The 25,412-nt window shown below is 44.1% G+C and carries 24 protein-coding genes; 9 read left to right on the top strand and 15 right to left on the bottom strand.

What is annotated here, in order from left to right:
* The first annotated feature begins 31 nt into the window (after positions 1–31).
* Positions 32–679: a MurR/RpiR family transcriptional regulator gene (locus AAFX28_RS04055; RefSeq protein WP_408685871.1), complete on the top strand. Its 648-nt coding sequence runs from the start codon at positions 32–34 to the stop codon at positions 677–679.
* A gap of 68 nt (positions 680–747) precedes the next feature.
* Here the strand turns inward: AAFX28_RS04055 and manA are convergent, their stop codons facing one another.
* From manA to malX, 3 genes are all read right to left on the bottom strand, one after another.
* The gene (gene manA, locus AAFX28_RS04050) at positions 748–1,935 is read right to left on the bottom strand and encodes a mannose-6-phosphate isomerase, class I (RefSeq protein ID WP_408685869.1); all 1,188 of its coding nucleotides are present in this window, start codon (positions 1,933–1,935) and stop codon (positions 748–750) included.
* 1 nt (position 1,936) lies between these two features.
* On the bottom strand, positions 1,937–3,139 hold the full coding sequence (locus AAFX28_RS04045; RefSeq protein ID WP_408685867.1) for a MalY/PatB family protein: 1,203 nt from the start codon (positions 3,137–3,139) through the stop codon (positions 1,937–1,939).
* Between the two features lie 85 nt (positions 3,140–3,224).
* The gene (gene malX, locus AAFX28_RS04040) at positions 3,225–4,796 is read right to left on the bottom strand and encodes a maltose/glucose-specific PTS transporter subunit IIBC (protein WP_408685865.1); all 1,572 of its coding nucleotides are present in this window, start codon (positions 4,794–4,796) and stop codon (positions 3,225–3,227) included.
* A gap of 236 nt (positions 4,797–5,032) precedes the next feature.
* On the opposite strand from malX, the gene malI reads away from it, so the two are divergent.
* From malI to AAFX28_RS04025, 3 genes are all read left to right on the top strand, one after another.
* Positions 5,033–6,055, top strand: a complete 1,023-nt coding sequence (gene malI, locus AAFX28_RS04035) for a Mal regulon transcriptional regulator MalI (protein ID WP_408685863.1) — start codon at positions 5,033–5,035, stop codon at positions 6,053–6,055.
* Positions 6,056–6,251: 196 nt separating this feature from the next.
* Complete coding sequence (locus tag AAFX28_RS04030) at positions 6,252–7,388, top strand: hypothetical protein (protein ID WP_408685861.1); 1,137 nt, start codon at positions 6,252–6,254, stop codon at positions 7,386–7,388.
* A 144-nt stretch (positions 7,389–7,532) separates the two neighbouring features.
* Complete coding sequence (locus AAFX28_RS04025) at positions 7,533–9,488, top strand: ricin-type beta-trefoil lectin domain protein (protein WP_408685859.1); 1,956 nt, start codon at positions 7,533–7,535, stop codon at positions 9,486–9,488.
* A gap of 142 nt (positions 9,489–9,630) precedes the next feature.
* Here the strand turns inward: AAFX28_RS04025 and AAFX28_RS04020 are convergent, their stop codons facing one another.
* Genes AAFX28_RS04020 through AAFX28_RS03990 form a run of 7 tightly spaced genes read right to left on the bottom strand, consistent with a single transcriptional unit; the run spans position 9,631 to position 15,312 of the window.
* Positions 9,631–11,373, bottom strand: coding sequence for a lysophospholipid acyltransferase family protein (locus AAFX28_RS04020; protein WP_408685857.1), 1,743 nt, complete (start codon positions 11,371–11,373; stop codon positions 9,631–9,633).
* Position 11,374: 1 nt separating this feature from the next.
* A complete protein-coding gene (locus AAFX28_RS04015) occupies positions 11,375–11,827 on the bottom strand; it encodes a hypothetical protein (RefSeq protein ID WP_408685855.1) in 453 nt (150 codons plus the stop codon).
* 16 nt (positions 11,828–11,843) lie between these two features.
* Entirely contained in the window at positions 11,844–12,281 is a 438-nt protein-coding gene (locus AAFX28_RS04010; protein ID WP_408685853.1) for a YHS domain-containing (seleno)protein, read from the bottom strand.
* Positions 12,278–13,024, bottom strand: coding sequence for an NRDE family protein (locus AAFX28_RS04005; protein ID WP_408685851.1), 747 nt, complete (start codon positions 13,022–13,024; stop codon positions 12,278–12,280). Before AAFX28_RS04005 ends, AAFX28_RS04010 begins: the two co-directional genes overlap by 4 nt.
* Before the next feature lie 3 nt (positions 13,025–13,027).
* Entirely contained in the window at positions 13,028–13,576 is a 549-nt protein-coding gene (locus AAFX28_RS04000) for a hypothetical protein (protein ID WP_408685849.1), read from the bottom strand.
* Positions 13,577–13,595: 19 nt separating this feature from the next.
* Positions 13,596–14,726, bottom strand: a complete 1,131-nt coding sequence (locus AAFX28_RS03995) for a D-alanine--D-alanine ligase (RefSeq protein ID WP_408685847.1) — start codon at positions 14,724–14,726, stop codon at positions 13,596–13,598.
* A complete protein-coding gene (locus AAFX28_RS03990) occupies positions 14,710–15,312 on the bottom strand; it encodes a DedA family protein (RefSeq protein ID WP_408685845.1) in 603 nt (200 codons plus the stop codon). The genes AAFX28_RS03995 and AAFX28_RS03990 overlap by 17 nt, the downstream gene beginning before the upstream one ends.
* 264 nt (positions 15,313–15,576) lie before the next feature.
* On the opposite strand from AAFX28_RS03990, the gene AAFX28_RS03985 reads away from it, so the two are divergent.
* Both AAFX28_RS03985 and AAFX28_RS03980 read left to right on the top strand, forming a co-directional pair.
* The gene (locus AAFX28_RS03985) at positions 15,577–16,761 is read left to right on the top strand and encodes a multidrug effflux MFS transporter (RefSeq protein WP_408685843.1); all 1,185 of its coding nucleotides are present in this window, start codon (positions 15,577–15,579) and stop codon (positions 16,759–16,761) included.
* A 16-nt stretch (positions 16,762–16,777) separates the two neighbouring features.
* A complete protein-coding gene (locus tag AAFX28_RS03980) occupies positions 16,778–17,935 on the top strand; it encodes a winged helix-turn-helix domain-containing protein (protein WP_408685841.1) in 1,158 nt (385 codons plus the stop codon).
* Here the strand turns inward: AAFX28_RS03980 and AAFX28_RS03975 are convergent.
* Both AAFX28_RS03975 and AAFX28_RS03970 read right to left on the bottom strand, forming a co-directional pair.
* Positions 17,928–18,980 (bottom strand): alcohol dehydrogenase family protein, encoded by a 1,053-nt coding sequence (locus AAFX28_RS03975; protein WP_408685839.1) that lies wholly within the window; start codon positions 18,978–18,980, stop codon positions 17,928–17,930. The two genes, AAFX28_RS03980 and AAFX28_RS03975, sit on opposite strands and share 8 nt — an antisense overlap.
* On the bottom strand, positions 18,977–19,498 hold the full coding sequence (locus AAFX28_RS03970; protein WP_408685837.1) for a TetR/AcrR family transcriptional regulator: 522 nt from the start codon (positions 19,496–19,498) through the stop codon (positions 18,977–18,979). The genes AAFX28_RS03975 and AAFX28_RS03970 overlap by 4 nt, the downstream gene beginning before the upstream one ends.
* Before the next feature lie 179 nt (positions 19,499–19,677).
* On the opposite strand from AAFX28_RS03970, the gene AAFX28_RS03965 reads away from it, so the two are divergent.
* The 3 genes from AAFX28_RS03965 (at position 19,678) to AAFX28_RS03955 (ending at position 21,563) form a co-directional block, all read left to right on the top strand.
* Positions 19,678–20,577: a homocysteine S-methyltransferase family protein gene (locus tag AAFX28_RS03965; protein ID WP_408685835.1), complete on the top strand. Its 900-nt coding sequence runs from the start codon at positions 19,678–19,680 to the stop codon at positions 20,575–20,577.
* A gap of 89 nt (positions 20,578–20,666) precedes the next feature.
* On the top strand, positions 20,667–21,281 hold the full coding sequence (locus AAFX28_RS03960; RefSeq protein ID WP_408685833.1) for a PolC-type DNA polymerase III: 615 nt from the start codon (positions 20,667–20,669) through the stop codon (positions 21,279–21,281).
* 6 nt (positions 21,282–21,287) lie between these two features.
* Complete coding sequence (locus AAFX28_RS03955) at positions 21,288–21,563, top strand: nitrogenase-stabilizing/protective protein NifW (protein WP_408685831.1); 276 nt, start codon at positions 21,288–21,290, stop codon at positions 21,561–21,563.
* A gap of 3 nt (positions 21,564–21,566) precedes the next feature.
* On the opposite strand, the gene AAFX28_RS03950 is transcribed toward AAFX28_RS03955, so the two are convergent.
* The 3 genes from AAFX28_RS03950 to AAFX28_RS03940 form a co-directional block, all read right to left on the bottom strand.
* Positions 21,567–23,246 carry a FapA family protein gene (locus AAFX28_RS03950; protein WP_408685829.1) on the bottom strand — a complete coding sequence of 560 codons (1,680 nt, stop codon included), beginning with the start codon at positions 23,244–23,246 and terminating at the stop codon, positions 21,567–21,569.
* 120 nt (positions 23,247–23,366) lie between these two features.
* Entirely contained in the window at positions 23,367–25,064 is a 1,698-nt protein-coding gene (locus AAFX28_RS03945; RefSeq protein ID WP_408685827.1) for a SpoIIE family protein phosphatase, read from the bottom strand.
* Between the two features lie 16 nt (positions 25,065–25,080).
* Positions 25,081–25,380, bottom strand: coding sequence for an STAS domain-containing protein (locus AAFX28_RS03940; protein ID WP_408685825.1), 300 nt, complete (start codon positions 25,378–25,380; stop codon positions 25,081–25,083).
* Between the last annotated feature and the right edge of the window lie 32 nt (positions 25,381–25,412).

Genomic DNA, 25,412 nt, shown 5'->3' with positions numbered 1-25,412 from the left:
TAACCATTCTGTCATTAGTTAAGTGTAAGCGATGAACACCTTTAAAGGGATCGAACGAGTTATATATGAGTACCTGATCAGTCATGCCAAAGAGCTCGACTCGATATCAGCGAAAACGATAGCAAGCAAAGCATTAACGACGACGACATCGGTGAATCGGGTGTGCAAAAAGATGGGCTACGCAAGCTACACTGAGCTCAGATATAAACTCGCCGATGATCTTAATAAAGATGTCACGCCGTCGGCTCAAGGGGATGATCAAGCCCAGCGAATCGATCAGGTGGCTCAGTCTTTACTTAACTCTCCGGTGGTCTATCTATACTCTCGCGGTGCGTCAATTGTAAGCGTTTCGTATTTGTCGCGCTTTCTTTCGCTAGCTAACATTCCTCATCTAGTGATTACCGATATTCACCAGTTAGCTCGCGCGGAATCAGGCACAGTTATCCTAATTAGTAAATCTGGGGAAACTCAAGCGGTGGTCGATATGGCCCATAATGCTAAGCGCAAGGGATTAAAGGTTTTTGCGATCAGTCATTTAGGCTCTACGTTAGCGGGCATAGCCAGCATTAACCTTGATCTAGAAGAGCAGGTCGATGGCATTTCTCCGTATCATCGTGAATCCCAAATTCATATCTTAGAGCTAGTCGACTTGATTGGTCTGGAGTTATTGGCGGGTTAGAAGTAGATATAAAAAACCCGCCAAATAGGCGGGTATGGTCAAACTTTTTATATCGCTAGCACAGGATGTTAGTTATAGGCACGAGCTAAAATACCATTCCCTTGATATTGGTAAACGCTAGAATTATTACTAACGAATACTGATTCTCCCGGTGTCAATTTCACTTGTTCACCATTGGACTGAATATACGCTTCCCCTTCAACACAGAACAAAATCTCTGCACTACGTAGGTAAATCGATTTCATGTCATCACTGGCAGACAAGATATCAAAACCAAAATCATCGACAGGAATCGGGTAGCTTAATTTACCCTCTTTCAGTACTGGCATCATTTTAATACTAGTAGGCTCTATCGGTGTAAACTTGGTGTTGTCGATAAGCTCTGGCACGTCAATATACTTAGGCGTTAAACCCGCGCGAAGCACGTTATCTGAATTGGCCATGATCTCTAAACCTGTGCCTTTTACATAGGCATGCGGCGTTTCTGCATGTAAGAACATCGCCTCGCCTGGAGCCAACTCTATCGTGTTCAGCATCAATGGCGAGAATAAGCCAATGTCGTCAGGGTAATGTTCGTTGAAATCTTGGCTATATTGCAATGCTTCACGACACATCGCTGTTTTTGCTGGACGGGAATGTGCGGCATACAATTGCTCTAATGCCGACTGTTTTCGTGCGCCTTCTAACGACATAATCGCACAGAAAAAGGCTTTCAACCCTTCACTATTTGGGTTTGCAGATAAAGCTTCAACCTCAGCACTGAGTTCAGCAATATTCGCCTCTCGGAATAGCGCAATGATCTGCTCAATAGGTCTAAAGCCGTTCATCGCTTTGTAGAAAGTCAGCGCATAAACCAGCTCCGGTTTATGGTTAGGATCTTTGTAGTTTCGATTGGGCGCATCCAGAGCGATTCCTTGCTCATTTTCACGAGCAAAGCCTAGCTCTGCTTTAGATTTACTTGGGTGAACTTGAATCGATAATGGTGTCTCTGCTGCCAACACCTTAAACAAATAAGGCAATTCACCGAAACGCGCGGCTGTATAATCACCAAACATGCCTTTACTATCTTGTGCCAACACGTCTGAAAGCAACATCCCTGTTTCTGCTATTTTTGAGCAACCGCTTGGATGTGCGCCCATCCAGATTTCGGCTTGAGGCTGATGTTCAGAATTATCAATGCCAAACAACTGTGAAATCGATTCTTTACTACCCCAAGCATAATTTTGGATGACGTTATTCAGTTTAAAAAGTGACATTTTATCGCTCTCCAAATCGTACATCTGAATATTGCAATCGAATCGCATTGAGTAACGCTGTTATCCCAACTTCCACCTTGGAGCGTGGACAACCTAAATTGAGTCGAAGATAGCCCTTACCTGATTCCCCATAAACCTCACCAGACATGATAGCCACATCAAACTGTTCTATTAACGCCTGATTAAGCTGTGTCATATCTAAGTTTAAAGGAGAGAGATCTAACCAAGCGAGATACGTTGAATCTGGCACGGTATAACAAATGTCAGGGAAGGCTTGCTCTATAGTCGCTTTGACATACTCATGGTTGGAGAGAACATATTCGTTGAGCGCATTTAACCATGAGTTACCTTCCTTATAGGCAGCCATCATCGCTAATACACCCAATATAGAAGGAGACGAAAGACCATCCACCTCTTTTAACCTATATAAGTACTGCTCTCTCGCTTTGCGGTTGGGAATCAAAGCATACGCACCGTTTAAGGCCGGGATATTGAAAGACTTTGATGCCGATGTAACTAATGCCCAATCGCTAGTCTGCCCAAAGCCAATGTAAGGCGTGTGGGGTGTAAAACTGACATCCATGTGGATCTCATCTGAAATAACCCTTACACCATATTCGTCACACAAATCTGCGATCTTCTGGAGTTCACTTTCACTCCACACTCTGCCTGTCGGATTATGAGGGCTGCACAATAGGAGCACGGTATTATTCACATCAGAAAGCTTACTCTCTAAGTCTTGCCAGTTAATTTCAAATCGATGGTTTTCCTTGATCAAAGGTGAGCGAATACACTTTCTTCCCTGCCCTTCAATCATTTTGTCAAAAGCATCATAAGCAGGAGTATGGAAAACCACGCCTTGACCTGGCACCGACCATTGCTCTATCAGTTTAGAGACGATATAGATAACAGAAGGCCCATAAACCAAACTCTCTGTATCAATTTCACAATCAAAGCGAGTCTGATACCAATGACAAATAGCCTGTTTAAAATCATCATGATTCCAACGACTATAACCTAAAACTGGATGCTCTAGCCTTTGTTGCAGCGCTTGTATCACAGGTTCAGCTACTGCGAAGTCCATATCTGAGATGGTGAATGGCAATAGTCCCGGCTTGCCAAATCTATCTTGAACATAGTCCCATTGCGTACAGTAAGTACCTGTGCGATCAATTGGTGTGTCAAAACTAAAATTCTGGGTCATAACAATTATCCAAGGGTAGAAGTCCCTCGACACTAGGGGGAGTTAAGCGTGTGCCGAGGGAGGAGCAAAACAATCAAAACAGTGATTAACCTGCCGACATAATGGCTTGCATTTCATTCTTCACAAGGTGAACTTGGGTACCAATCACTACTTGCAAGTTATGTTCATCTAACTTGACCACACCCAAAGCTCCATGTGCTTTTAGTTTCGCGTCGTCAACTAGGCTCATGTCGTTAACCGACATACGCAGGCGAGTAATACAGTTATCTAATGCAGTAATATTCTCTTTACCGCCTAGTGCCGCTAGAACCGCTGCACCTTTACCTGATTCATTGATAAATGCAGCTTCAAGCTCTTTATCCACTTCTGCGGTATCAACTTCACGCCCTGGCGTTTTAAGGTTGAATTTAGTAATCGCAAACTTAAAGACTGTGTAGTAAACCGCGAACCAAATACCAGCAACAAGAGGGACTAAGTACCACTTGGTTGCAGTGCCTTGCAGAATACCGAAGACCAAGAAATCGATGATATTACCGTCGGTGTTACCAATAGTGACATCCAGCATCCCCATCACCATAAAGCCGACACCCGTTAAGATGGCATGGATGAAGTACAGCACTGGTGCAACAAATAAGAATAGGAATTCAAGTGGCTCAGTAATACCACCGACAACACACGCTACAACACCAGAGATAAGTAGAGCTTTGATTTTTGAACGGTTTTCTGGGCGAGCACAGTGATACATTGCCAATGCTGCACCAGGCAAACCACCTAGGAAAGTTGGCATTTTGCCTTGTGATAGGAAAGCGGTCACTTCCGGAGTAAAGGCCGTTGTATCAGGGCAAGAAAGCTCAGAGTAGAAAATGTTCAATGCGCCAGAAACTGTCTGGCCACACACTTCCATCGTACCACCAGCTTCAGTAAAGCGGATTAAAGCAACTAAGATATGGTGAAGACCAATAGGCAATAGTAGTCGTTCACCTGTACCGAATAGCATTGGTCCGAAGTCACCCGCACCTGCAATCGCATAACCGATACCGTTGATACCCGCCGCAAAGTAAGGCCATACAAACGGAATGAATACACCGACTACACCTAAGACAATGGCAGAAATGATCGGTACGAAACGCGCGCCTCCAAAAAAGGCCAAAGCGTCTGGCATTTTAAAGGTGTAGTAACGCTGATGCAGCTTGGCGACGATGATACCAACCATCACAGCGCCAAGGATACCGGTATCAATGGACTCGATACCAATGATGTTCTTAACACCATAAGAAGCACGCATTGCCTCATCACCAAGAACGCCAGCGACCGTTAAGAAAAAATTGATAGCTAGGTTAAAAGCCGCATAGCCAACAAAACCAGCAAAACCCGCAACGCCTTTCTCTTCACGAGCTAAGCCAAGAGGAATAGCAATTGCAAACATCACTGGTAAATAGATAAATGCAACCAGACCAATCTTGGTCATCCACATAAATAAATATTGAAGCAAAGTATTGTCTAAAAGAGGGATCGCTTCTTTGATTGCTGAACTCGACAAAGAACTGCCGACCCCAAGCAAAATACCTGAGAATGCCAGTAACGCTACAGGCAACATGAACGTCTTGCCGAGGCTTTGCAAGAACTCCCACATGGTCGATTTATTGGTATTAGACATATTACGTCTCCGAAACTTGAGAACTTGTAGGGCTCATACACATCACAATGTGTGTGCATGAAGTTTTGTATTTATGCGCTCAATATACGCCGCTAAAATTTTTGATAAAACGTTTTATCAAAATTTATGTGATCAAGTTAAACAAGTTTTTCCACATGCAAAGTGGGGCTTTTAAAATCAAGCTAATAGGGGTAAAGTTTCCTGATAAAACGTTTTTCTAATCCATAAGTGAAGCTATGTCGTCAAAAAAAGTGACCATTACAGAAGTCGCTAAACACGCTGGAGTCTCTGTCACTACCGTTTCTATGGTATTGGGCAACAAAGGCAGGATCTCTCCCGACACTATCGAAAAAGTAACTTCAGCTGTAGAAGAGTTGGGGTATATACGGAATCGCGCGGCCGCTAACTTGCGCTCAAATTCCAGCGAGATCATCGGACTGATCCTAAAAGACATTAGCGATCCCTATTACGCTGAGGTCGCTGCAGGACTTAGTGAAGAGATCGAGCAACAAGGCTACATGCTGTTTCTCGCTCAGAGTGGCGACAGCCAAGAGAAATTTGAAAAGTGTGTATTGACCATGGCTCGGCAAGGTGTAGGCGGAATTGCATTTTGCCCAATCGGTGAAAGCCAGCAATTCAATGTTGATAACCTAAAACAACATAATCTACCCATGGTGTGTATCTCCCGAGCATCCGTCGATAAACAAATCGATTATGTGGGGCCAGATAACATGTACGCAGCTAAGCTAGCAACGGAGCACCTTGTAAAGCAAGGGCACCGCAGAATCGCATATGTTGGTGGTGTAAGTAGCTCTCTTTGCCGAGCTGAGCGAATTGGTGGTTATTGCTCAACCCTAATGCAATTTGGCCTGCCATTTAAGCCAGAATGGGTGGTGGAATGTGATAAAAGCCAAGCCAGTGCTGCCAAAGCGGTTCAACAGCTGCTACTAGAACATCCTCAGGTTACTGCAATTCTTTGTCACCACTCTTCAACTGCTCTAGGTGCCGTCTATGGTGTACATCGCGCAGGGAGAACAATAGGAAAAGATCAATTTATTGGTGAGCAAATATCAGTGATTGGTTTTGATGACGTCGAGGAGGCTGAGCTCACCGAACCTTCGCTAACTTTTGTCAATTCCAATGCCCGTGAAATGGGAAGGCAAGCAGCGAAAAGGCTAATTACTCAATTAAAGCAAGAAGACAATCAACCATATAGCCTTATCCTTCCACCCGAGCTTATTATCCGAGAATCGGCTTAAGGCTTATCAGGATTTAATTGTTATCGAGAGAGTGAGCGACAAGACGAAAGCTCTAAATATTCAGTACCTTAATTTTTGCACTACATAGTGTAAGCCATAAAACCGAGCAATATACCAAAAAAGTGTTATACTCACGCCGTATGAGCCCTTATGGATAGTTTGCTCAGTTTTGCTCTCAAGGTTAACGTATTCAAAGATGAAACGTACATTACTGTTTTCGACCGTCTCCTCTCTACTATTGTCCGACTATGCTCATAGCGAAGAAAAGCAAGCAACAGGCGACACTAAAGTAAGTCATTTCAAGACCATTGCGATTCCGTTTTACGATCCTAGCGTGGGCGCAGGGGCATCTCTTGTGCCGATTTACAGTTTCTATTCAAACGAGCAAGAGAGTAACCCTTCGACACTTTCCGCGACTTTAACTTATACCGAAAGTCAGAGTTATAGCCTGCGAGGAAATACGGATATCTTGCTAGACAAGTTTCGAGTCGTCACGGATTTTGGCTACAACTATTCGAATATTGATGTTCAGCTTCTTGAACAAATTCAAAGTGTTACTACAACCCAGCATGAGATAAACTTCTTTGGCGATGTCTACTATTCGCTAACGCAAGACCTCTATATTGGTTTGGGCATCAACTTTACAGCGAATCGATACTTGGGCGAGAGCACTCGAGATCGGTTTTTATTAAGAATCGCTGGATTTTCTGAAGAATACCAATCAGATATCGGACTAAAGCTTTCTCTACTGTTAGATAAAAGAGAGCATTACTATTACCCATACAGTGGTTATATGTTTGAAGTCACTTATGAAGACCATGCAAAGTGGTTAGGTAATGATGACGATAAAACCTATTCTTTGATGACGACTGACTATCGTCATTACCGCAGTTTGGTTGACGAAAATAACCATATTCTTGCGACTCGCTGGCTCAACCGCTACCTGTTCGATGCAGATAACGCTCCTTCAAGTGCCTTAAGTACCTATGGTCGTCAAGGTCGAGACGTACAACGTGGCTTCATTGTCGGCGACTATGTTCCTGCCGCTAACCTCACAAGTTTGGAAATGGAATATCGCTACACTCCTCTGAATACGGGCTACGAACGACTAGATCGCTTAACTTATGTTGCTCTGGGCGGTATTGGCAAATCTTTTGGTCGTCAAGCATTAGGGCCTGAAGAGAGTTTTAGTGAAAGCGAGACACTCTCTATGATAGGTGTAGGTCTTAGATATCGAGTAATGCGCCAAGAGCGTATCAATGTACGTATGGATATCACCTATAATAATGATGGCGACTGGTTAGCTTACTTCAGCTTAGGTGAGAACATCTAACTCACTGATCTCTATATGTTCGTGTAACGCAAAGTTTGGCTTCAGGTCGGCTAAAGCTGCCATTTTTTTCAGGTAATTCTCATTGATAGGTAATCAACAGTTTGATGTTCTACTAGCTTCTTAAAAAAGCTATAGGAGCTACAAGTGAATAAGAAATACCTGTTATACCTTATGGGCGCGATAAGTCCATTTAGCAGTGCATATTCGATGACTGTCGGTATTGATACTAAAGCTGAAAATTTTATCCTCGTCGGTACCGTGAATAATGAAGTCGCAACAAACTATCTAGACGACAAGTTACTAGAACTAAAATGGATAGACCGAAACGGACAAACGATTTCAAATAAGCCTTATCTCATTCCCAAAAACTCTATCAATAATGTCCGTTTTTGCGCCTCCACGGCCAATACAACTCGCTGTTCGAATACATGGTCAAATAACTCTGCAAAATCCCTTCAATATAGAAACCTCAATGCTGCGAATCTGACCGTTCGAGTACTTAATTCAAATCAACTAAGTCAAGGCGAGCCAGTCACATCAATTAGTGACTTTGACATTATAAGAGGAACGTTTGGCTTTCATTACACAGAGCAACTAGACCAACAAGGGCATGTTATAAAAAGCACGATCAGTTACGCTGAACCCTCAATCTATCAAACCGTCCCCTCCCTCAGCTCAAACGTAAGATCGGTAAAAGCTTGTTCAGTTGGGGGCTTCTTACTATCAGAGCCAACTTACATAGAGTCGTGTACTTCAAGCTATCCCGTAGACGTATCACCGGAACCCGCGGGCTCAGCCCTTTGCCTATATAAGTCTTTTAACTATGAAGGCAAAAAGAAATGCTTCAATGAAAATCAGGTAAATCATTCAAAAGAGATGACGTCGCCAAGATTCCCTTATTTGATGTCTGATTATGGACTAGAAGGTGCACGTAGCTTCCAGGTGAAACCCGGTTACCGTGCGACAGTGGGGGATTTCAGTGGCCATAACAACGACAAACATTCAACATGGAATAGAAATAATAGATATTTCGAATTTATCCTAGGAGACTATATTCCGGACCAAATCAGACACGTATTTTTCGAGCGGGACGATACTCACGCGTGTTTTTTTGAACACCACGCACTCCATTATGGCGCATTCGAAAACTCAGTTAGCCAGTGTGTCAACTCTAGTGGAAAAATAGATCTCCTCACGAAACTAAAATCAGGGCTTCAACGTACTCTTTCCACCGTCACTTTGCATCCAGGTCTTGAAGTAACTTTATACTCTGACGAACTTGGGACCAAAAAACTGGGAACCTATAACGAAGCTAAGTTCTGGACTGGCTCTCCACATCCAAACGATAGGGCGAAGTCATTTAAGATTTCCGTCAATAAAAACTACAGCTTTTTCCGAGTCAGTAGTGACGCTCAGCTACGTAGTTTAGAAAACAGCAGCCTGGCCTTAAGAAATCTAATCTATGAGAAAGGTGACCTGCACTTAATCACGTCAGATAACAACTGGACTAGAAACTTTGTTCTTCCTGAAGGTGTTCGTGAATACACTCGATTGAAGTTCCAGCGCAACTCAAACTATTACTTTAACGTCATTGATGGCGGAACAACCTACAGACCAAACCGAGGAGAGACACTCATCCTCACCTACATCAATAATCGATGGGTTGTAAGTAACAATAACGGGGATTCGTTTTCCGTTTTTAATAGTTTGTACAACGGCTGCTTTGATTTCAAAGGAGGTGCGAGTTCAGGGAAAGATTTGACGCTTAATCAAAGCTGTAACCAGACAAGCCCTCAAAAGCTCGTCTATGACGGTTCTTCTAAGCAGATAAAAATCTCGGGAACAAACTACTGTTTAGATGTTAAAGCGGGTTCTAACTCTCACCGACAGCCTGTAATTGCCTACCAATGTCATAGTGGTAGTAACCAAAAATGGGAATTTAGCTCTGATAAAACAATAAGATCATTACTAGGAGGAACCCAGCGCTGTTTAGATGTAGACCAACACCGTCGAGACTCTGCCGGAAACCCAACCTTAACCTTGTGGGCCTGCTCTCCTCAATCAAGAGATCAGCAATTTGAAACAAGGCTGTCTCAGTAAGCATTCATCGATGACACGCCCTGCTAGTTAGAGCGTTAATAAGCATGGCTGTATCAACGATCCCCATAAAAACAAAGGTTCCTATATCTATAGGAACCTTTTTAATCGAATAACGCCCACTGTAGTTGTGGAGCTTATATCACTATTGGTGAGACTCAAGATACGCTATCGCTTCTTCTCGCCCCATATACTTGCCAAGAGTTCTTGCTGGTACATTGGTTAAGTCCACCACGATTAGGCCGTCTAATGCATTGTTAAACGCTGGGTCGACATTAAAGCACACCAACTTCCCATTCATACCCAAATACTGGCGCAGTAACACTGGCAATCCCATTCCTTGTTCTAATCTGCTGAGGACTTTAGATAACAGTGGAAGTTTAGAAAGTGAGCTCAACATATCTGGACGCCAAAATTCTTGTCCGCTTTTTTCAAGTGGCGTCGTTGGCTCAACCAATTTGGCTTTTTCATCGTCGTAGTAATGCACTGACATAACCGATGCAATTAACTGACGAGCAACGGGGCTGTAATCATTACTGATGCTGACAGGGCCAAACAGATGAGTGTACTTAGGGTTTCTTTGCACAAAGCCAGCGATACCTTTCCACAACAACAATAATGAATGCATATTGCGCTGATACTGGTGCGCCACTACCGAACGACCTAATTCAATTGAATTGCCTAAACTCTTAACAAAGTGCTCGTCATACTTAAATAAGCTAGTTGAGTAGAGCGACTCAATACCACCTTTTTCAATGAGCTGATCAACTAAGCCAAGACGATAAGCTCCAACTAAATCCCGATTCGCGCGATTCCATACGAATAGCTGTTGGTAATGAGGATCGAACTGGTCTACGTCACAATCAAGTCCACTGCCCTCGCCCACCTCTCTGAAACTCTCTTCTCGGACACGGCCAATTTCTCGCATCATATGAGGAATGAAGGGAGTTGGAATACAGTAAACATCAAAATCACCTTGCTCTATCAGTTTGTAATTTTCTAGTCCTGATAGCTCTTGTTCAAGCAATTCAACCGACACAGGCTCAATAATAGGCTCACCACCGGTACCTTCAGTTAGGTCCGTTGCCCTACCCATACTCCCCATTAAATATGTATTGAGGCGAAAATACTGGGTAATCTCCTCATCATTAGAAAAATCTTTTACTTCGCTAAATGGAATGGCGTGACCTACCGACACTGAAATGGTTTGACCCGATTTATTCAATAGTTCGCGACCAAGTAACGCAGTTCTTAGCAGTGGGTGTATCTTCCCCGCCTGATAGAACAACTTGCTATTCATGCCATTAATGAAGATAGGTATAGTTGTAGCTTGAGCGTGCGTAACGAATTTCGCCACCGACTTACTCCACTCTTTGTCGGTAATCTTCCCCTCTTCAGACTGCCACGCAGAAACCTCCCCAGCAGGAAAAACAATCAGAACGCAGCCATCTTTCAAATGCTGGTTTGCCTCCTTTATCGCCCTTCTATTGGTTCTTTTGGCTTGCTCTCCACCAAAGACGTCCACGCCAATAAACAGCTCATCTAACTCAGGAATTCGTTTAAGCAGTTCATTCGCTAGCACTTTTACATCTTCTCTAACTTCAGATATGAGCGAGGCTAAGATGATGCCCTCTATTCCTCCAAAGGGATGATTAGCGACAATCAATACTGGGCCTTCTTTAGGTATATTGTTTACACTGCCGTGATCGACACAATACTGAGTACCAATGCGCGCCAATGCTTCCTTCATGAACTCAAAACTGTTTTCAGGCAGCTTATCTTGTTTGTATAAAGCATCTAAAGTGGAAAGACCTGTTGCCCATTCAACAACGGACTCTCCAATACCGAAAGGCGTTTTACGTGGTAATCGAAAAGGACTCGCAATCATACTAAGCTCCCTTAGCTAACAAGTTCTGAGTGAATGATCCTTGAGTTCTTATGTCACGAATAAACAAAAACACACCGCAACTCCACACAAGACAAGCCATACCAAACAACAATCCACCATCGTTGCCAATCACTTCACCCATAGCATTGAACTCTGGCATGACGACACCAAGCGGCGTGAACAAGTGGAAAAAAATCGCCCCAGTCATTATTCCCGCGCTCATCGCAGCACCAACACCATGTAGTCGCGTAAACAGTAGAATGGAAGCAATCAACTCTGCGAAACCAATCAAGTAGCCTCCATACACACCAAACCACTCAATGCCAGACCACTCTCCTAGCGTGCCAAAGATATGATCCGTTTCGTAAGATCCAGAGAACTTAAAAAACAACGACTGAATAAAGACAAACGCAATAAATGCTGATGGTATATGTTTGACTGGAATAAACTTCATAATACGATCCCTATTTTTATTTAATTAGCGTTGGCCAGTTTTTATCTGCCTGAACGATGTGACCGTTACGATCGTCATCCCACCAGCTTTTTACTTCAGCGTTGTAGTTGAGGTAGAGCTTGCCATCGACAATCGCCCATTGCTTAGGATCGGATGACGCAAAATCATTTTTGGCAGAAATAGCCCAGGCACAATAACCACCGTATTGAGGCGCATACGCTTCAGGGTCAGCTTTGAACTTGTTGAGATTGTCTTGAGAAGAAAAGTACCAATCAGCGCCTTGATACTCTGTTTGCCACTGGCTATCCCCTTTCACCGGTTTACCTTCAGTAAAATAAGCGACAGTGTCATAACCGCTGACAGCTTTATTGCTAAAGATACCAGTGGATACCAAATCAGCCGAAAATGCAGAGAAGCTCACGACAGAAAGAATGAGGGCAAATAACTTATTCATTTAAATACTCCTTGTTCAACGAGATGTGAACGAAAGCAACTTAGGGAACCTTGAAAATCGATGGTTCGATGATCATCTACGGAGCGATAATTCATCTCCTGTTTAATAGAAGACACGATGACTGATGTAAAACTTACAGTGCGGGCGTCATCTCTTGCCATTAATGGGGAAAGATTAGGAAAATCAGCATCATAGGTTTGGTGAAATAACAAACCGACTTCATTGCTTGGAGTGGTCATAACCAGTTCATTAAACAAGTCCAGACGGTATCGGGAAGCTTCTTCAAAATTGAGAGCGGCGGAAACTATAGGTGCAAAAGCGTGTGAACGTACTAAACGGTGTCCATCCCACGTCCAAGCCACAGTTTCATTGGCAGTGCGTCTGGTATCGAAAGAGACAACTGTAAATGGCGCAAAGTTCTCCAACGTCATTTCCATCAGCCGTAAATCAACGGTCTGACTAGAACTACTGCTGGCTAAACGTTTGATAATAAGACCGCGGCTCGTTAATTCGCCTTTGGGTACGTCGCCTTGATAATAGTTAAGAAGGCACACCGTCACACCATGTTCATTGGTCGAGATCCAACTCCCTCCGCCAACGGGATCAATTGGCATAACACAATGAACCCCATCAATCATCATGCTTTGGGGCTCTAATGCTGGAAGACGCGTACGCTGCTCATCGCGATTAAAATAAACTTCATAGTGATTGTTGCCGTGATAAACCCAAGATAATGTACACATAACTTATTGCGCCCTCTGATACGTGGCCGTGGTAGGTGCAACACCAAACTGAGCATCAAGTTCAACACCACGAATGGAAGCCACTACCTTTGCCATAGCGAAATGGTGAGTCGCATGCAACGCAGCAAAGGTCAACTCTCGAGCCAAGGTAGAAGCGACTTCTGCACTATGAGTCTGGGTAAGCATCACTTCCGTTTCAACCGAAACAGCTTGATTGAGAGTGTGATTAGGTAATTCAAATAGCCACTTGCTCAGATCTTTGATTTCTTGTTTTGCGACTTGAAGGTTGCGTTCGACCTCGTGACCCCGTCGACGCACGTTGTAATCGATATGAAGCGGATCAAGTTTGATGGCATAGAAGAGATCAAGCCAATGACGGAAATGTTCCCCAATAGAGCTAGACACATGTGGTTGCGCAATGTAGGTATAATCTTCAGAGTTGAGAGATTCGAGAAATTCATACCCTTGAGTCAAAGTTTCAATGCACCCAACAACGGTTTGAGCAGGACTTTCGTGCGTTTCTGTTGCCGTAAAAGGCAAAGTATTTTTCATACTAGACTCCAGAGTCATTCTAATCAGTCATCGGATAAAGCTGAGTCAGCAGTTTTTCTTCGCGCCAAGCTTGCAACAAAGCCCCTAAGGTTGGCGTTTGATGGCCTTGCTGCTTTTGCTTCGAGCCTATTTGATAAAGAAGGCGGTATTGTTTTAGTAGGGTCGAAAAAATATTGCTCAACGGCGTGTCGCTATCCCAAATATGAGCCGCTTCACTACTGGCTCCATTAATTTCTAGAATGTCAAAGCCGTCACCTTCCATTAGCGATTGAATATCGCCAAATTTCACGTCCAAGCGTCCATAATGGAAGCCATCGAAGTCACCGAGTATTTCATCCAATTTGGTTTCTAATTTCTCGGTGATGAATTGATTGCCATCTCTAAAGATTGCTCCGCGTGAATGACTACCAGCAAATGCCAACTGAAACTCGTCCTCTTTTGGGATGACATAATTCAATTGATCGGTATGGCGCGGCAAATAAAGATGCTTCAGTTTCCCCGCTCGAGGACACTTCTCAATCAACTCTTTGAGGGTAGAAATGCCATCACCTACGACTCGTGGTGAGTACTTCAAGGTAATAGATATAATTTTTCCGCGTGCTTCTCCCGGCTGTCTGACATAAAACACGCCAGCTTCAGCACTGTGCTCGGATTTTTGTTGTAGTAAGAAACGACCTGAACGTGGGAAAGATTGAATATAGCTCTGCAGCTGCTCATCGTTATGAATTAGCTTAACCCCAACACCACGACATCCTAGGTCTGGTTTTGCGACAAGGGGATAAGTGAGCTTCGCTTCAGTTAACCTTTCTTTAGCTACCGCGAGAAGTGTATTAGTCGGCTCAGTCGATTTAGTGAGAGTAATGAAGGGCAAAATCCACGGTTTGGTTTGTTCTCCCGCTGAATGAAAAATGTCATGCTTTGATTCTCCAACCATGCCACTCAACTTGATGGCTGGATTCGCAATCAGCGGTAATGCCCAATCTCTATGGAATAAACTAAGCGCTGCGCTTTGCATCACCACTGGAGTATAAAAAAACCAAGCAGGTAGAAACTCAAACGGTGAAATCACTCTCTTAGGCTCACCAAGCACAGGCATACCTGCATTGACTCGTCCTTTAGGAATCATTTCAACGTTAGCGGACTGTGTCATAAGTACCTCTTAAAAACGTTTTCGTGATCAATTTATTCAGCAGCCACATCAGACATAAGCCGACTGGAATCAACAACCAACTGAATTGACTTTCTTGTAGCCACTGAGCATTACCAAGTTTAAAAAATGACCCAAAGATCAATGCCGTCCAAAGAGCTGTGGCGGTAATGACTGCGATAAAAAATTGCCATTTAGGCACATCTAAAAAACCGCTAAGCGAAAAACCTAGCGTCCTCAGGCCTGGAACAAAACGAACAATGAACAACGTCATAAACGCTTTTTGGTGCAACTGGCGCTTAAATACTCTGGCTCGCTGATAACGAAACAAGCGGTAGCGTAAAAAACGCACGCGTTGGGCAGCTTTACCTATAAAATAAAGGCCAAAATCACCAGTACTAATCCCGACAAAGATGGCAGCCAATGCGAGACTAGCGGGCATAAGTTGTTCGACCGCAAGCGCTGCAGCCGTAACAATGGCAAGATCTTCAAGTAAGTAAGAAAGCAAAATAACGCCGACGAACATCATCAACAAAGACGCTTCGCTATGAAATAGCCATTCTCTTATCGTCTCTGCCAGTTCAATCATCCTACCTACCTAAAGCGCCATTACGTTGTTCAATAAGTGCATCACTACATCAATACTCAAAAACGCTATTTGTTTAGTGTTGCATTCGTATTATTTATAAAGATAGGTGAATCATTCGAAAAATTTCACAGTCGACTCATTTTTATCGCCAGAGACATGTGGTTTGCGCAGACATTTTGAAAAGTAAAGCTTCAACTCTTGCGGGTATTTGTTAACCCCATTACATTGAGGCACCTCTCTTACTGCCCTAAATGGAGCCCTACAATGAGCAAGCCCATTCAATTCCGAACTATCTTATTGGCGTGCCTAATCATCAGTGTAGGCCAACTAAGTATGGGCTTAGTGTTTCCATCATTGCCATGGATTGCCAAGGACTTTGCTGTCTCTCTTGATGAGGCTCAGCTGTTAGTTAGCGTTTACTTACTTGGTTTTGGCCCGTCTCAGTTTATTTATGGTCCAATCTCTGATGCACTAGGCCGAAAGAAGGTGCTGCTTAGTGGGTTATTGATCGCACTGTCTGGCTTAATCATGATTATTGTTTTTCGAGACTCTTTTAGCGGCATGGTGCTAGGACGATTCCTGCAGGGTTTGGGCACTGGCTGCTGCGCGGTTTTAGCTAGGGCTTCAACGCGCGATCGCTACAGTGGTAGTCAGTTACCTGTCGCCCTGTCATACATTGCCATGGTCGCCTCAATCACCCCATTGATTGCGCCCGTTTTAGGTGGGTTTATCAACTACCACTTTGGTTGGACAATGGTGTTCGTATCTTTACTGGGGTACGTATCAATTGCGTGGGTTTTAATTGCCTTTCGATTTGATGAAACACTCGCTCGTACTAGCGCAATACCATCCCCAAAACGTATGTTGTTGCAATACAAAGAGTTACTGGGGTCTCGCTACTTCATGAGCTTTGCCAGCATTGGTTGGCTTAACTTTAGCCTGATGATCACCACGGTGTCAGTTATGCCTTTCATTATGCAAAATCAGATCGGCATGACCTCTGACGAATACGCTATGTGGGCAATTATTCCAGCAATAGGGATGATTCTTGGGACCACTCTGTGCAATCGACTTCGTCCGATCATCGGCAGTAAACAGATGCTGCTGTTTACCCCTTTCCTCCACCTAAGCTCTGCACTGTGGTTATTTGTTTGCCCTGTCGAGCCTTTGTACTTGATGCTAGGACAACTTCTGATGATTTTAGGAAATGGGATCGCTCTGCCTTGTGCTCAAGCAATGGTCATGCAACCCTATAAAAAGCAAGCTGGTGCAGCCGCTGCCATGTCGGGCGGCGGGCAAATGATTGTGTCATCGATTGTAAGTATGGCCTTAGTCCAACTCGGTCTGAGCCAAGCATGGCACTTATCGCTTATTATTGTCGTGTTTGCCTTCGTCACTCTAACCAATATTATCCGTGGCTTCGCGGTAACGGAACAAACACCACCATAAGGACGCTCTCTGAATAATGGAATCACTGTCAGTCTCTCAAGCGCAAAAGCTTGCGCTGCTTTCACAACAATTGGTCAGTGGTTCAAATAAAGGCAGTGCTTATTCCCAAGCACTCGCCTCCTTTGAGCAGTTAAGCTACGTTCAAATAGATACAATTTCTGTCGTACAGCGAGCTCACCACCATACTTTATGGGCTCGCAACCCAAATTACCTTCCGGAACATCTCGATAAATTAGTCGAAAACAAGCAGGTTTTTGAGTATTGGTCGCATGCTGCTGCATACCTTCCGATGAAAAACTATCGCTATAGTTTGCCGAGAAAAGCGGCCATCAAATCCGGTGAGCAGCGCCATTGGTACTGTCAAGATCGCGCACTAATGAATAACGTTATTGCCCGCATTGAAGCTGAAGGTCCTTTGATGGCTAAAGACTTTGAGTCTAAAGCACTTAAAACTAATGGATGGGGTAGTAAACCCACTAAGCAAGCATTAGAGAACCTTTACATGCAAGGGGACCTGATGATCGCCAAACGTCGCGGTTTTCACAAAGTATATGACTTAACGTCTCGAGTGCTCCCCAATGGGATCGATACATCTGTACCGACTCGTCAAGAGCACGCTCAGTTTCTGGTAATGAGTTACCTCAAAGCGCATGGCTTTGGCAGTGTGCAAGAAATGGTGTATCTGCTTAAAGATGTCAAAAAAGATGTGCAGCAAGCGTTAAATACGCTGCTAGAAACAGGGGAAATTGAACCAATTGAGGTCAATGGTTCTTCGTACGTTGCCACTGCCCAATCGTTAGAGCTGCTTGCGAAACGACTTAATCGAAAACAAGCAAAGATACTCTCTCCATTTGATAACTTACTTATTCAGCGAAAGAGAGCCAGTGCTATATTTCAGTTTGATTACCTAATCGAATGCTATGTGCCACAAGCGAAACGACAATTCGGCTATTTCTGTTTACCAATCCTTTGGGGTGGTCAGTTAGTGGCAAGAGCAGATTGTAAAGTCGACAAGAAAGGTGCTGTGCTCGACGTCATTCACCTCTGGACTGAGCCATCAATAAGACGTAAAGAGTCATTTTTCTCGGCACTGGAAGAAGAGCTTCAAGCGTTTGCACGTTTCAACCAATGTGAACACTTTCGTATCTTGAAGCTCTCAGAGAACCTTAGTTAACCGTAAGTACGACCTTACCAACATGACTTTTCGCTAAGAAAAACTCTTGTGCAGCTTGTATCTGATTAAGTTCGAATGTTTTCGCTACCAAAGGCTTTATGTTCCCTTGCTCGATGTGATTCACTAAGTTTTGAAACACTTGTGGCTCAATAATAGTGCAACCAAAGAAACTTAAATCTTTCAGGTAAAGTGTACGCACATCAAGTTCCACAATTGGGCCACCAATCGCCCCTGACACAGCATAACGACCTTTTCTGCGTAGCACTTGCAAAAACTGCGGCCAAGACTCACCAGCAACCAAATCAATCACCACATCGACGCTGCTTTCGCCTAACACGTCTGAGAGTTGATCATCACGATTTACGACTTCATCAGCACCAAGTGCTAGTACCTGCTCACGCTTACTTGCACTGGTAATTGCAATCACATAAGCCCCACGAGCTTTGGCTAACTGGATCGCAGCCGAGCCCACTCCACCAGAAGCCCCAGAGATGAGCACTCGGTCATTACAGCCTACATCCGCGCGGGTCAGCATATTTTCCGCTGTTGAGTAAGAACATGGGAAAGAGGCAAGCTCTACGTAACTCATACGCGATTTCACCGAATAAGCGTGCACCGAGTCCACCACCACATATTGAGCAAATCCACCATCACACTCTGAGCCGATATACCAAGGTGTCTCGAGGATTTGACCTTCGACTTGCGACAAGCACGGTTCGACTAACACTCGCTGCCCTATGCGGCTTGGTTCGATGTTTTTGCCGACTGCAACAATATCGCCACACACATCTGCACCTTGAATACGCGGAAGCTGCAATGCATTTCCTCCCCAACTCGCATCCTCACTATCATTGTCGCCTTTCGAATACCAACCGATACGTGTGTTTATATCCGTATTGTTTACGCCTGCGGCTCTCACTCTAATCAACACCTGATCCGCTTGTGGGCTCGGAACTTCGACTTGCTCACAAAGTTTGAGCATGTCAAAGCCACCATGCCCTATCAGTTGGACTGCATTCATTACGCTTGGAATTTTATTGTTCACTGCTGTACCTCGACTAAACTTGTCATCATTTGTTTTGCGACATCAATGGCTTGAGTTCCCATAACAGGCCATGAACCTGAAATCCCCTCGTGGATAACAAAAAGTTGCTGTCCTTTGTTCTCATCACCAACTAACTCAGACAAAAACGTCTGAACAGCCTGTTTGTGCTCATTAACCACACTCGCAATAAGCCCATTATCAGGGAAGGAGGCCACCGCTAATGTCGACATACAGCCGTGAGGTGCGTGAGTTGTCATCCAATATTCGAGCTGACATACGACATGCAGTACTCCCTCGAGAGCCTTGGCTGGCAAGTCTTTCTCCATAAGACTCATGTAACGTTGATGCCGATGTTCTAACGCAGCGACGATCATCTCTTCTTTCGATGGATAATACTTATACAAAGTACGTAAACTCACACCACTCGCTTTTTGGAGTTTAGATACGCTCGGTTCAGCAAACCCATACTGACTAAACGCTCGCTCGAGTTTTTCTGCAATTTGCTCTTTTACCGACATCGTGGCTCCTATCTGCGATATCCAAAACATACAACGTTAGTAGAACATTCATTCTACCTTAATTAGGGTAGAATGAACGCTCTACCTTTGTCAATTGCAGTTTCCTAGCTGGTAGGGTTTGATCTCTTTCGCAAGATCGTTAACTATCCATGTAAAAATGATCGACAAGAAATTTAATCATGAATAAACCAACGATCCTCGATGGAGGCATGGGACGCGAATTAAAACGAATGGGAGCACCGTTCACCCAACCGTTATGGAGCGCTCAAGCCCTGATAGAAGCGCCTGAATTGGTTGCATTGGCTCACGAAAACTTTATCGCATCTGGCGCAGAAATAATTATTGCGAACAGCTATGCCTGCGTTCCTTTTCATTTGGGTGACGATTTATACCAATCTGATGGAGCTCGCCTAGCCAAAGAAGCTGCGCAAATCGCACAAGACGTGGTTAAACGATCGCAAAAACCTGTTTTAATCGCAGGGGCAATTCCCCCCGCTTTTGGTAGCTACAGACCCGATCTTTTCAAAGTAGAAGAAGGTGCTGTTATTTTTCAAACCTTATTTGACGCTCAAGCACCCTACGTCGATCTTTGGATTGCTGAAACGATTTCCAGTATGGAAGAGCTCCACACGATTCAGTCTGTATTGGCACAAAGTGATCAACCTTGTCACTACGCTTTCTCTCTTCAAGATGATTCAAACGATCAAGCATTATTACGCTCGGGTGAAGCGATCCAACAAGCAGTCGAGTCAGTGTGTAACGCTGGGGGTGACGGCATCTTCTTTAACTGTTCAATTCCCGAAGTGATGGCTCAAGCAGTAAAATGCGCCAAAGAAATTACCGACAACTACTCACGCGACATAGAAATTGGCGTATACGCGAATAACTTTGCACCGATTGGAGACGATCATGAAGCCAACGATACGATGCAAGCAATGCGAGAATTAACACCACAAGCTTATCTAGCCTATTGCCAACAATGGCACCAACTCGGGGCAACCGTCATCGGTGGCTGTTGTGGTATTGGTCCGGAGCACATTCAAGCACTGAGTGACTGGAAATTGAGTCAAGACGGATAATCACAGCGTTCTAAACGAATCAATGATAAACTCTGCCGCGCTTTAAACTAGCGCGGCTACTTTTTCTCAATTCTGCTTAGGAACTCTTCATGGCTTTAGCAAACTCTGTCATTGTGCTCGACTTCGAAACCACGGGACTATCCCCAAACATGGGAGACCGAGCGATTGAGATAGGTGCTGTTAAGCTAATCAATGGAGAAGTCGTCGATACGTTTCAAGAGTTGATGAACCCTGGCTTTCGAGTCAGTTCATTCATTGAAAGCTACACAGGCATTACCAACAATATGTTAGCCAGTGCGCCTAGTTGTGAAGAAGTGATGTCCAGATTCAGCGACTTTATCGCAGATGACAACTTAGTCGCCCACAATGCTTCATTCGATAAGCGATTCCTTGACGCAGAATTTGAGCGTATAAACCTTGGCTACCAAGGTGAATTTGCTTGTTCTTTGTTGGTGTCACGACGCTTAAACCAAGAGGCTCCGAGCCACAAGCTTGGCGATCTCGTGCGCTACAAGAACATTGATAATGACGGTGTCTTCCACCGTGCGTTAGCTGACTCTCAGATGACAGCCAAACTGTGGTTACTTATGCTCGAAGAGATGGAACAACAAGGTATCCACCAGCCATCATTTTCATTTATGCAAAAAGTGAGTAAGACCAGCAAAAGTGCTGTGGGTAAACTACTCCAGCAACATGCGATGTAAATCAAGATGAGTCAGACCGATATTCTGGAAAAAATCGCCAGCTTTACCTCAATAGAGCAAGCATTGGATTACTTCGAGATTGGCTACGATAGTAAGTTTATTGATGAGTATCGAACGGATTTGATGAAACGTTTCAACGGCTATCTAATTTTAGAAAAGCCTGATGATTGGTTCTCAGGAAGGCGCGCTCTCAAAAATGCGTATTGTAAGATTCAGCGAGGTCGATTGGATAAGCACACCCGCTCAGCGTGTCGCGGATGTACTTCTTGCCAAAGACGATAAACATTACACATCGTTTTCAACATCTTCTTCTTCAAACATTGAAGAGTATTTAATCTCAAACTGATTAAAGCTGAAGACACTCGCCCCATGAACGCGCTTAGTGATCACTTTCTCGTCACCATATTGCACCGTGACGTGGGTGTAGACTTTGTTCTTCACTTCTACCGTACACTCTTCTAATGCGACCGAGAGTTCCTGTTCATTATGATCACGCGCGTGCTTCATTTTTTCTAAATGAGCATTAGCTTTCTGTTTATCAGCTTCTAAAGCCTGCTCTTGTTCGTCAGTGCGTTCGGCCTTTGGTATTTTTTTGAATTCCAGCTCTCGACGAATGATATCCATCGTCTGCTCTTGTGCTTGTGTGTACTGCTCTTTGAGTTTGGCTTGCCTGTCCTTAAACATTTGAAAACGTGCAAAAGCGTGGACATAAGTTGCGGTATCACCTTCAACCCCAAGGTTCACACACGTCACCTTGCCGCCCACTTTGGCATGACCACCGCTCAAAGTACCTTGTTTTTCTACTGCATCTGACACAACAAGATCATGACCACAGCGCAATTCATTGTTTAAGCAGTGAACACTTAGATGGATATCATTGGCAGCCTGTAATTCAGAAAACTGAGCATAATTAGCTTTAATTGAACCACCAGATTTCACAATACAGCTCTTAGGATCATCTTCAGATACGTTATGACCGATAATACCTTTTGCGACCTCAATATCTCCTTGTGCTTGCACGTCAGCAGACTCAATAAAGCCTCCTACAGTCAACGAACCTGTAGCGCGGACCACCATGTCTGACTCGATATTTCCTAAGACAACCACATTACCTTTGAACTTAACGTGCCCAGTCGCTACCCCTATGGTTGGCAGGCAAAGTGCATCTTCAACATCCGCACCGCGCTCTTTCAAAATAGGCATGCCAGACGTTGCGGCCACTAACAAGTTGGGGTTGTTTGGAGATATTTTGGTCCCTTTGCCCTCTTTTATCACAGCGTCATTACCCGGCTTAGGAGGGATAATTTTTCCTTGAACCGTCATTCCGGGCGTACCTTTTGTCGCAGGAACACGCTTCATCAAGGGATCATTTTCTGACACTGTGATGGTCTCACCCAAATTAAGCATATCAACCTTGCCATCAGGGTCAGACTCTTTAGGGGCGAGTACTTGTTTGGAAGGATCTTTTACCAGAGGAATGAACTTGGCGTCGGCCCCTTGAATAGGATTTTTACCTTTCGCAACCGGCTGGGTAAAACTTTCACCCGGTTTGAGTTGATGACTCATTACCAGCACTTTTTTTAGTGCTAACTTATTGATGCCTTTGGTGACATGTGACTGGGCAAGAGCTTGGACGATTTGTGGCCCTTTAAGCGGAGCACCTTTATAAGCTCCCGTTACGACCATACTGGCTAACATATCATGATCAGAGAGAACAACTTCGACGGTCGCATCCCTTACTTCTGCAATCACAACACCAACATAAGCTTCGCTTTTCATCTCTTTAGCAAAGTTGATAAAGCGTATCACTTCTTCTTCGATGACAAAGTATTTATCCGCTCCAATCGAAGCTAAAGCCTCATCCAGTCCTCGCGTATCAAAGTTTCCATCTACGACTATTTCAGGTGTCAGCTTTGCCAAGACTTGACGATTATCTTCAGAAAAAGCGACAAATTTATCCCACATGCCATTGTGCCTTATATACATCCTAGAATGAGTGTATAGAATTAATTCTAATGGCTGTATCACAAGTGTAACGAATTAAGGCGTACATCACTCCTTGGCGTTTTTACACTGTAAATAACGTTAGCTAGAGCTCGGAAAGTGATGATCGGCTGTCAATGAGTACACTGCGGTAACACTTCGCCCCTGTTTAGAATATTCCAATGAATCACATAATTCTGAAGCAAGAACAATACCGCGACCATGAGTCAGCGTTTTATCGTTCGAGTTGAAGCTTTTACGATAGTCAAACCCTTCTCCGTTATGTTCTAACTCCATAACCACCTGATCCTTATCTGGAAAGTAATCAATATTCAGCTCAATGTAAGCGCTATCTGGCAACTCTTTTAGCTGTTCTTCTCGCATCTGATAAAACAAAAAGAAGCCATCGGGTTCTTCTTTTATTGCAGAGTCCAAGCGTAGTAATCCATGATCAATCGCATTCGCAAACAGCTCAGACAGCACTGAGCAAATCAGGTCTAAATGCGCGCCGCCGTGTAAGATACCAGTTAGGAATTTTCTCACTTCAGTCATGACAGTCACGCGCCTAATCACATCGCCAGTTAACTTTAAGCTCGATTGAATTGGTATCTGGTTTTGGTATATCTGCTTAGGTGGTGGCTCTTGGGCATTACCGTTGGAGATGGGAAACGTCATTGCCAATATCGAGAGATCATCTCCCACCGACTTATGTGCAAAACTACGCACCGATTCATAAAGAGTAGGGATTATTGATTGATTGCTGTGAAAAGCGCTTTCCAAACGCTCTTGACCAAATTGTTCCCCCTCTTCATTCATCGCTTCAATTACCCCATCGGTGTAGCAAATAATTTGCTGATCCGGTTCTAGTTTAAAGTGTTGAATATTCGCTTCAAATTCGTGAGTTTTTAATACGCCAAGAGGCATATGGTTTGAGATTAATCGACGAACAATCGTCCCATCGCGTTCAATCAAATAACCATCTGGTAAGCCGCCTCCCCACCAAGAGACTTCAAAGCCGTTCGCTCGCACTTCGAAAATGCTCGCTGCTAGCATCATGCCCATCGGCAAGAATCTGACTAAAACTTCATTAATTTCTCGGGCAATCTCACCTAAAGAGAACCCTTTTGCAGCCATACTAAAGAAGGCTCTAGTTGCAGGTATTGCGGAAATAGCAGCAGGTAAGCCATGGCCAGTCGCATCGGCAATCATCACATAGACGCCACCATGCGGCCGATTAGCAACCACGATGAGATCACCATTGAACACGGTAGAAGGTGTCGAGAGGTAATTAATTCCGTAGATATTTTTCACTTGAGAGCTCATCTCAAGCATTAGGTTAGAGAAAATAGATTCCGCAATCGCGTAGTCGTAGCGAACTTGTTCATGGAACTGGCTCAACTCATCTCGCTGTTCCTTAACTTCGTTGTGCATACGAACAATTCGATAATGCGCTTGAACCTTGGCAATTAAAACGCTGCGCTCGACAGGTTTTGGGATAAAGTCATCCCCATAGGTTAAGCAGCGCTCAAAGGAAGCATGGTCATCCAATACCGTCAAAAAGATGATTGGAATATGGGCATCGGGGAAGGCTTGCCTGATCTCTTGTGCAGTAGTAATACCATCTTTAATCGGCATCATCACATCTAGGAGAATAATGTCAGGCAGACTCTCCATCTCCACCATTGCTTCAACCACACCCTGACCATTTTCAAAGGTAGTGACAGTTTCAACCAAGTGGCTAAGCATAAAGCGGCAAAGTTCCCGGTTGGTTGCATGGTCGTCAACGATCATTACATGCATAGGAGCTCCTTAACCATCACTCAATAGCAAACTTCTTATCAAAACGGGAAATCGTCAGAATTTTTCGAACTTGAGGTAAGGTGTTTGTGATTCGAATCATGCCATCATCTTGACCTAGATAGTTGTGCATATTCAGCAGCATACCCAGTCCAGCACTGTCGATGTAATCCACCTTACGCAGATCTATAGTAAAACGAAACTCTTGCCGGTCGTTGTAGCAACGGCGAAACTCTTGTACCAAATTGAAGCCAAATGCTCCTTCAATCATGATCGTAATGTGCTTTGCTGCTGAGTCCATTTGTGCTTCTACAGTCATTATTTCCCCCTCACATTCATCTAGTCCGATAC

Source organism: Vibrio sp. TBV020 (assembly GCF_046056895.1).
GTDB lineage: Bacteria > Pseudomonadota > Gammaproteobacteria > Enterobacterales > Vibrionaceae > Vibrio.
The sequence above is the reverse complement of the archived record's forward strand: the minus strand, read 5'-3'. Positions and strand labels throughout refer to the sequence as shown.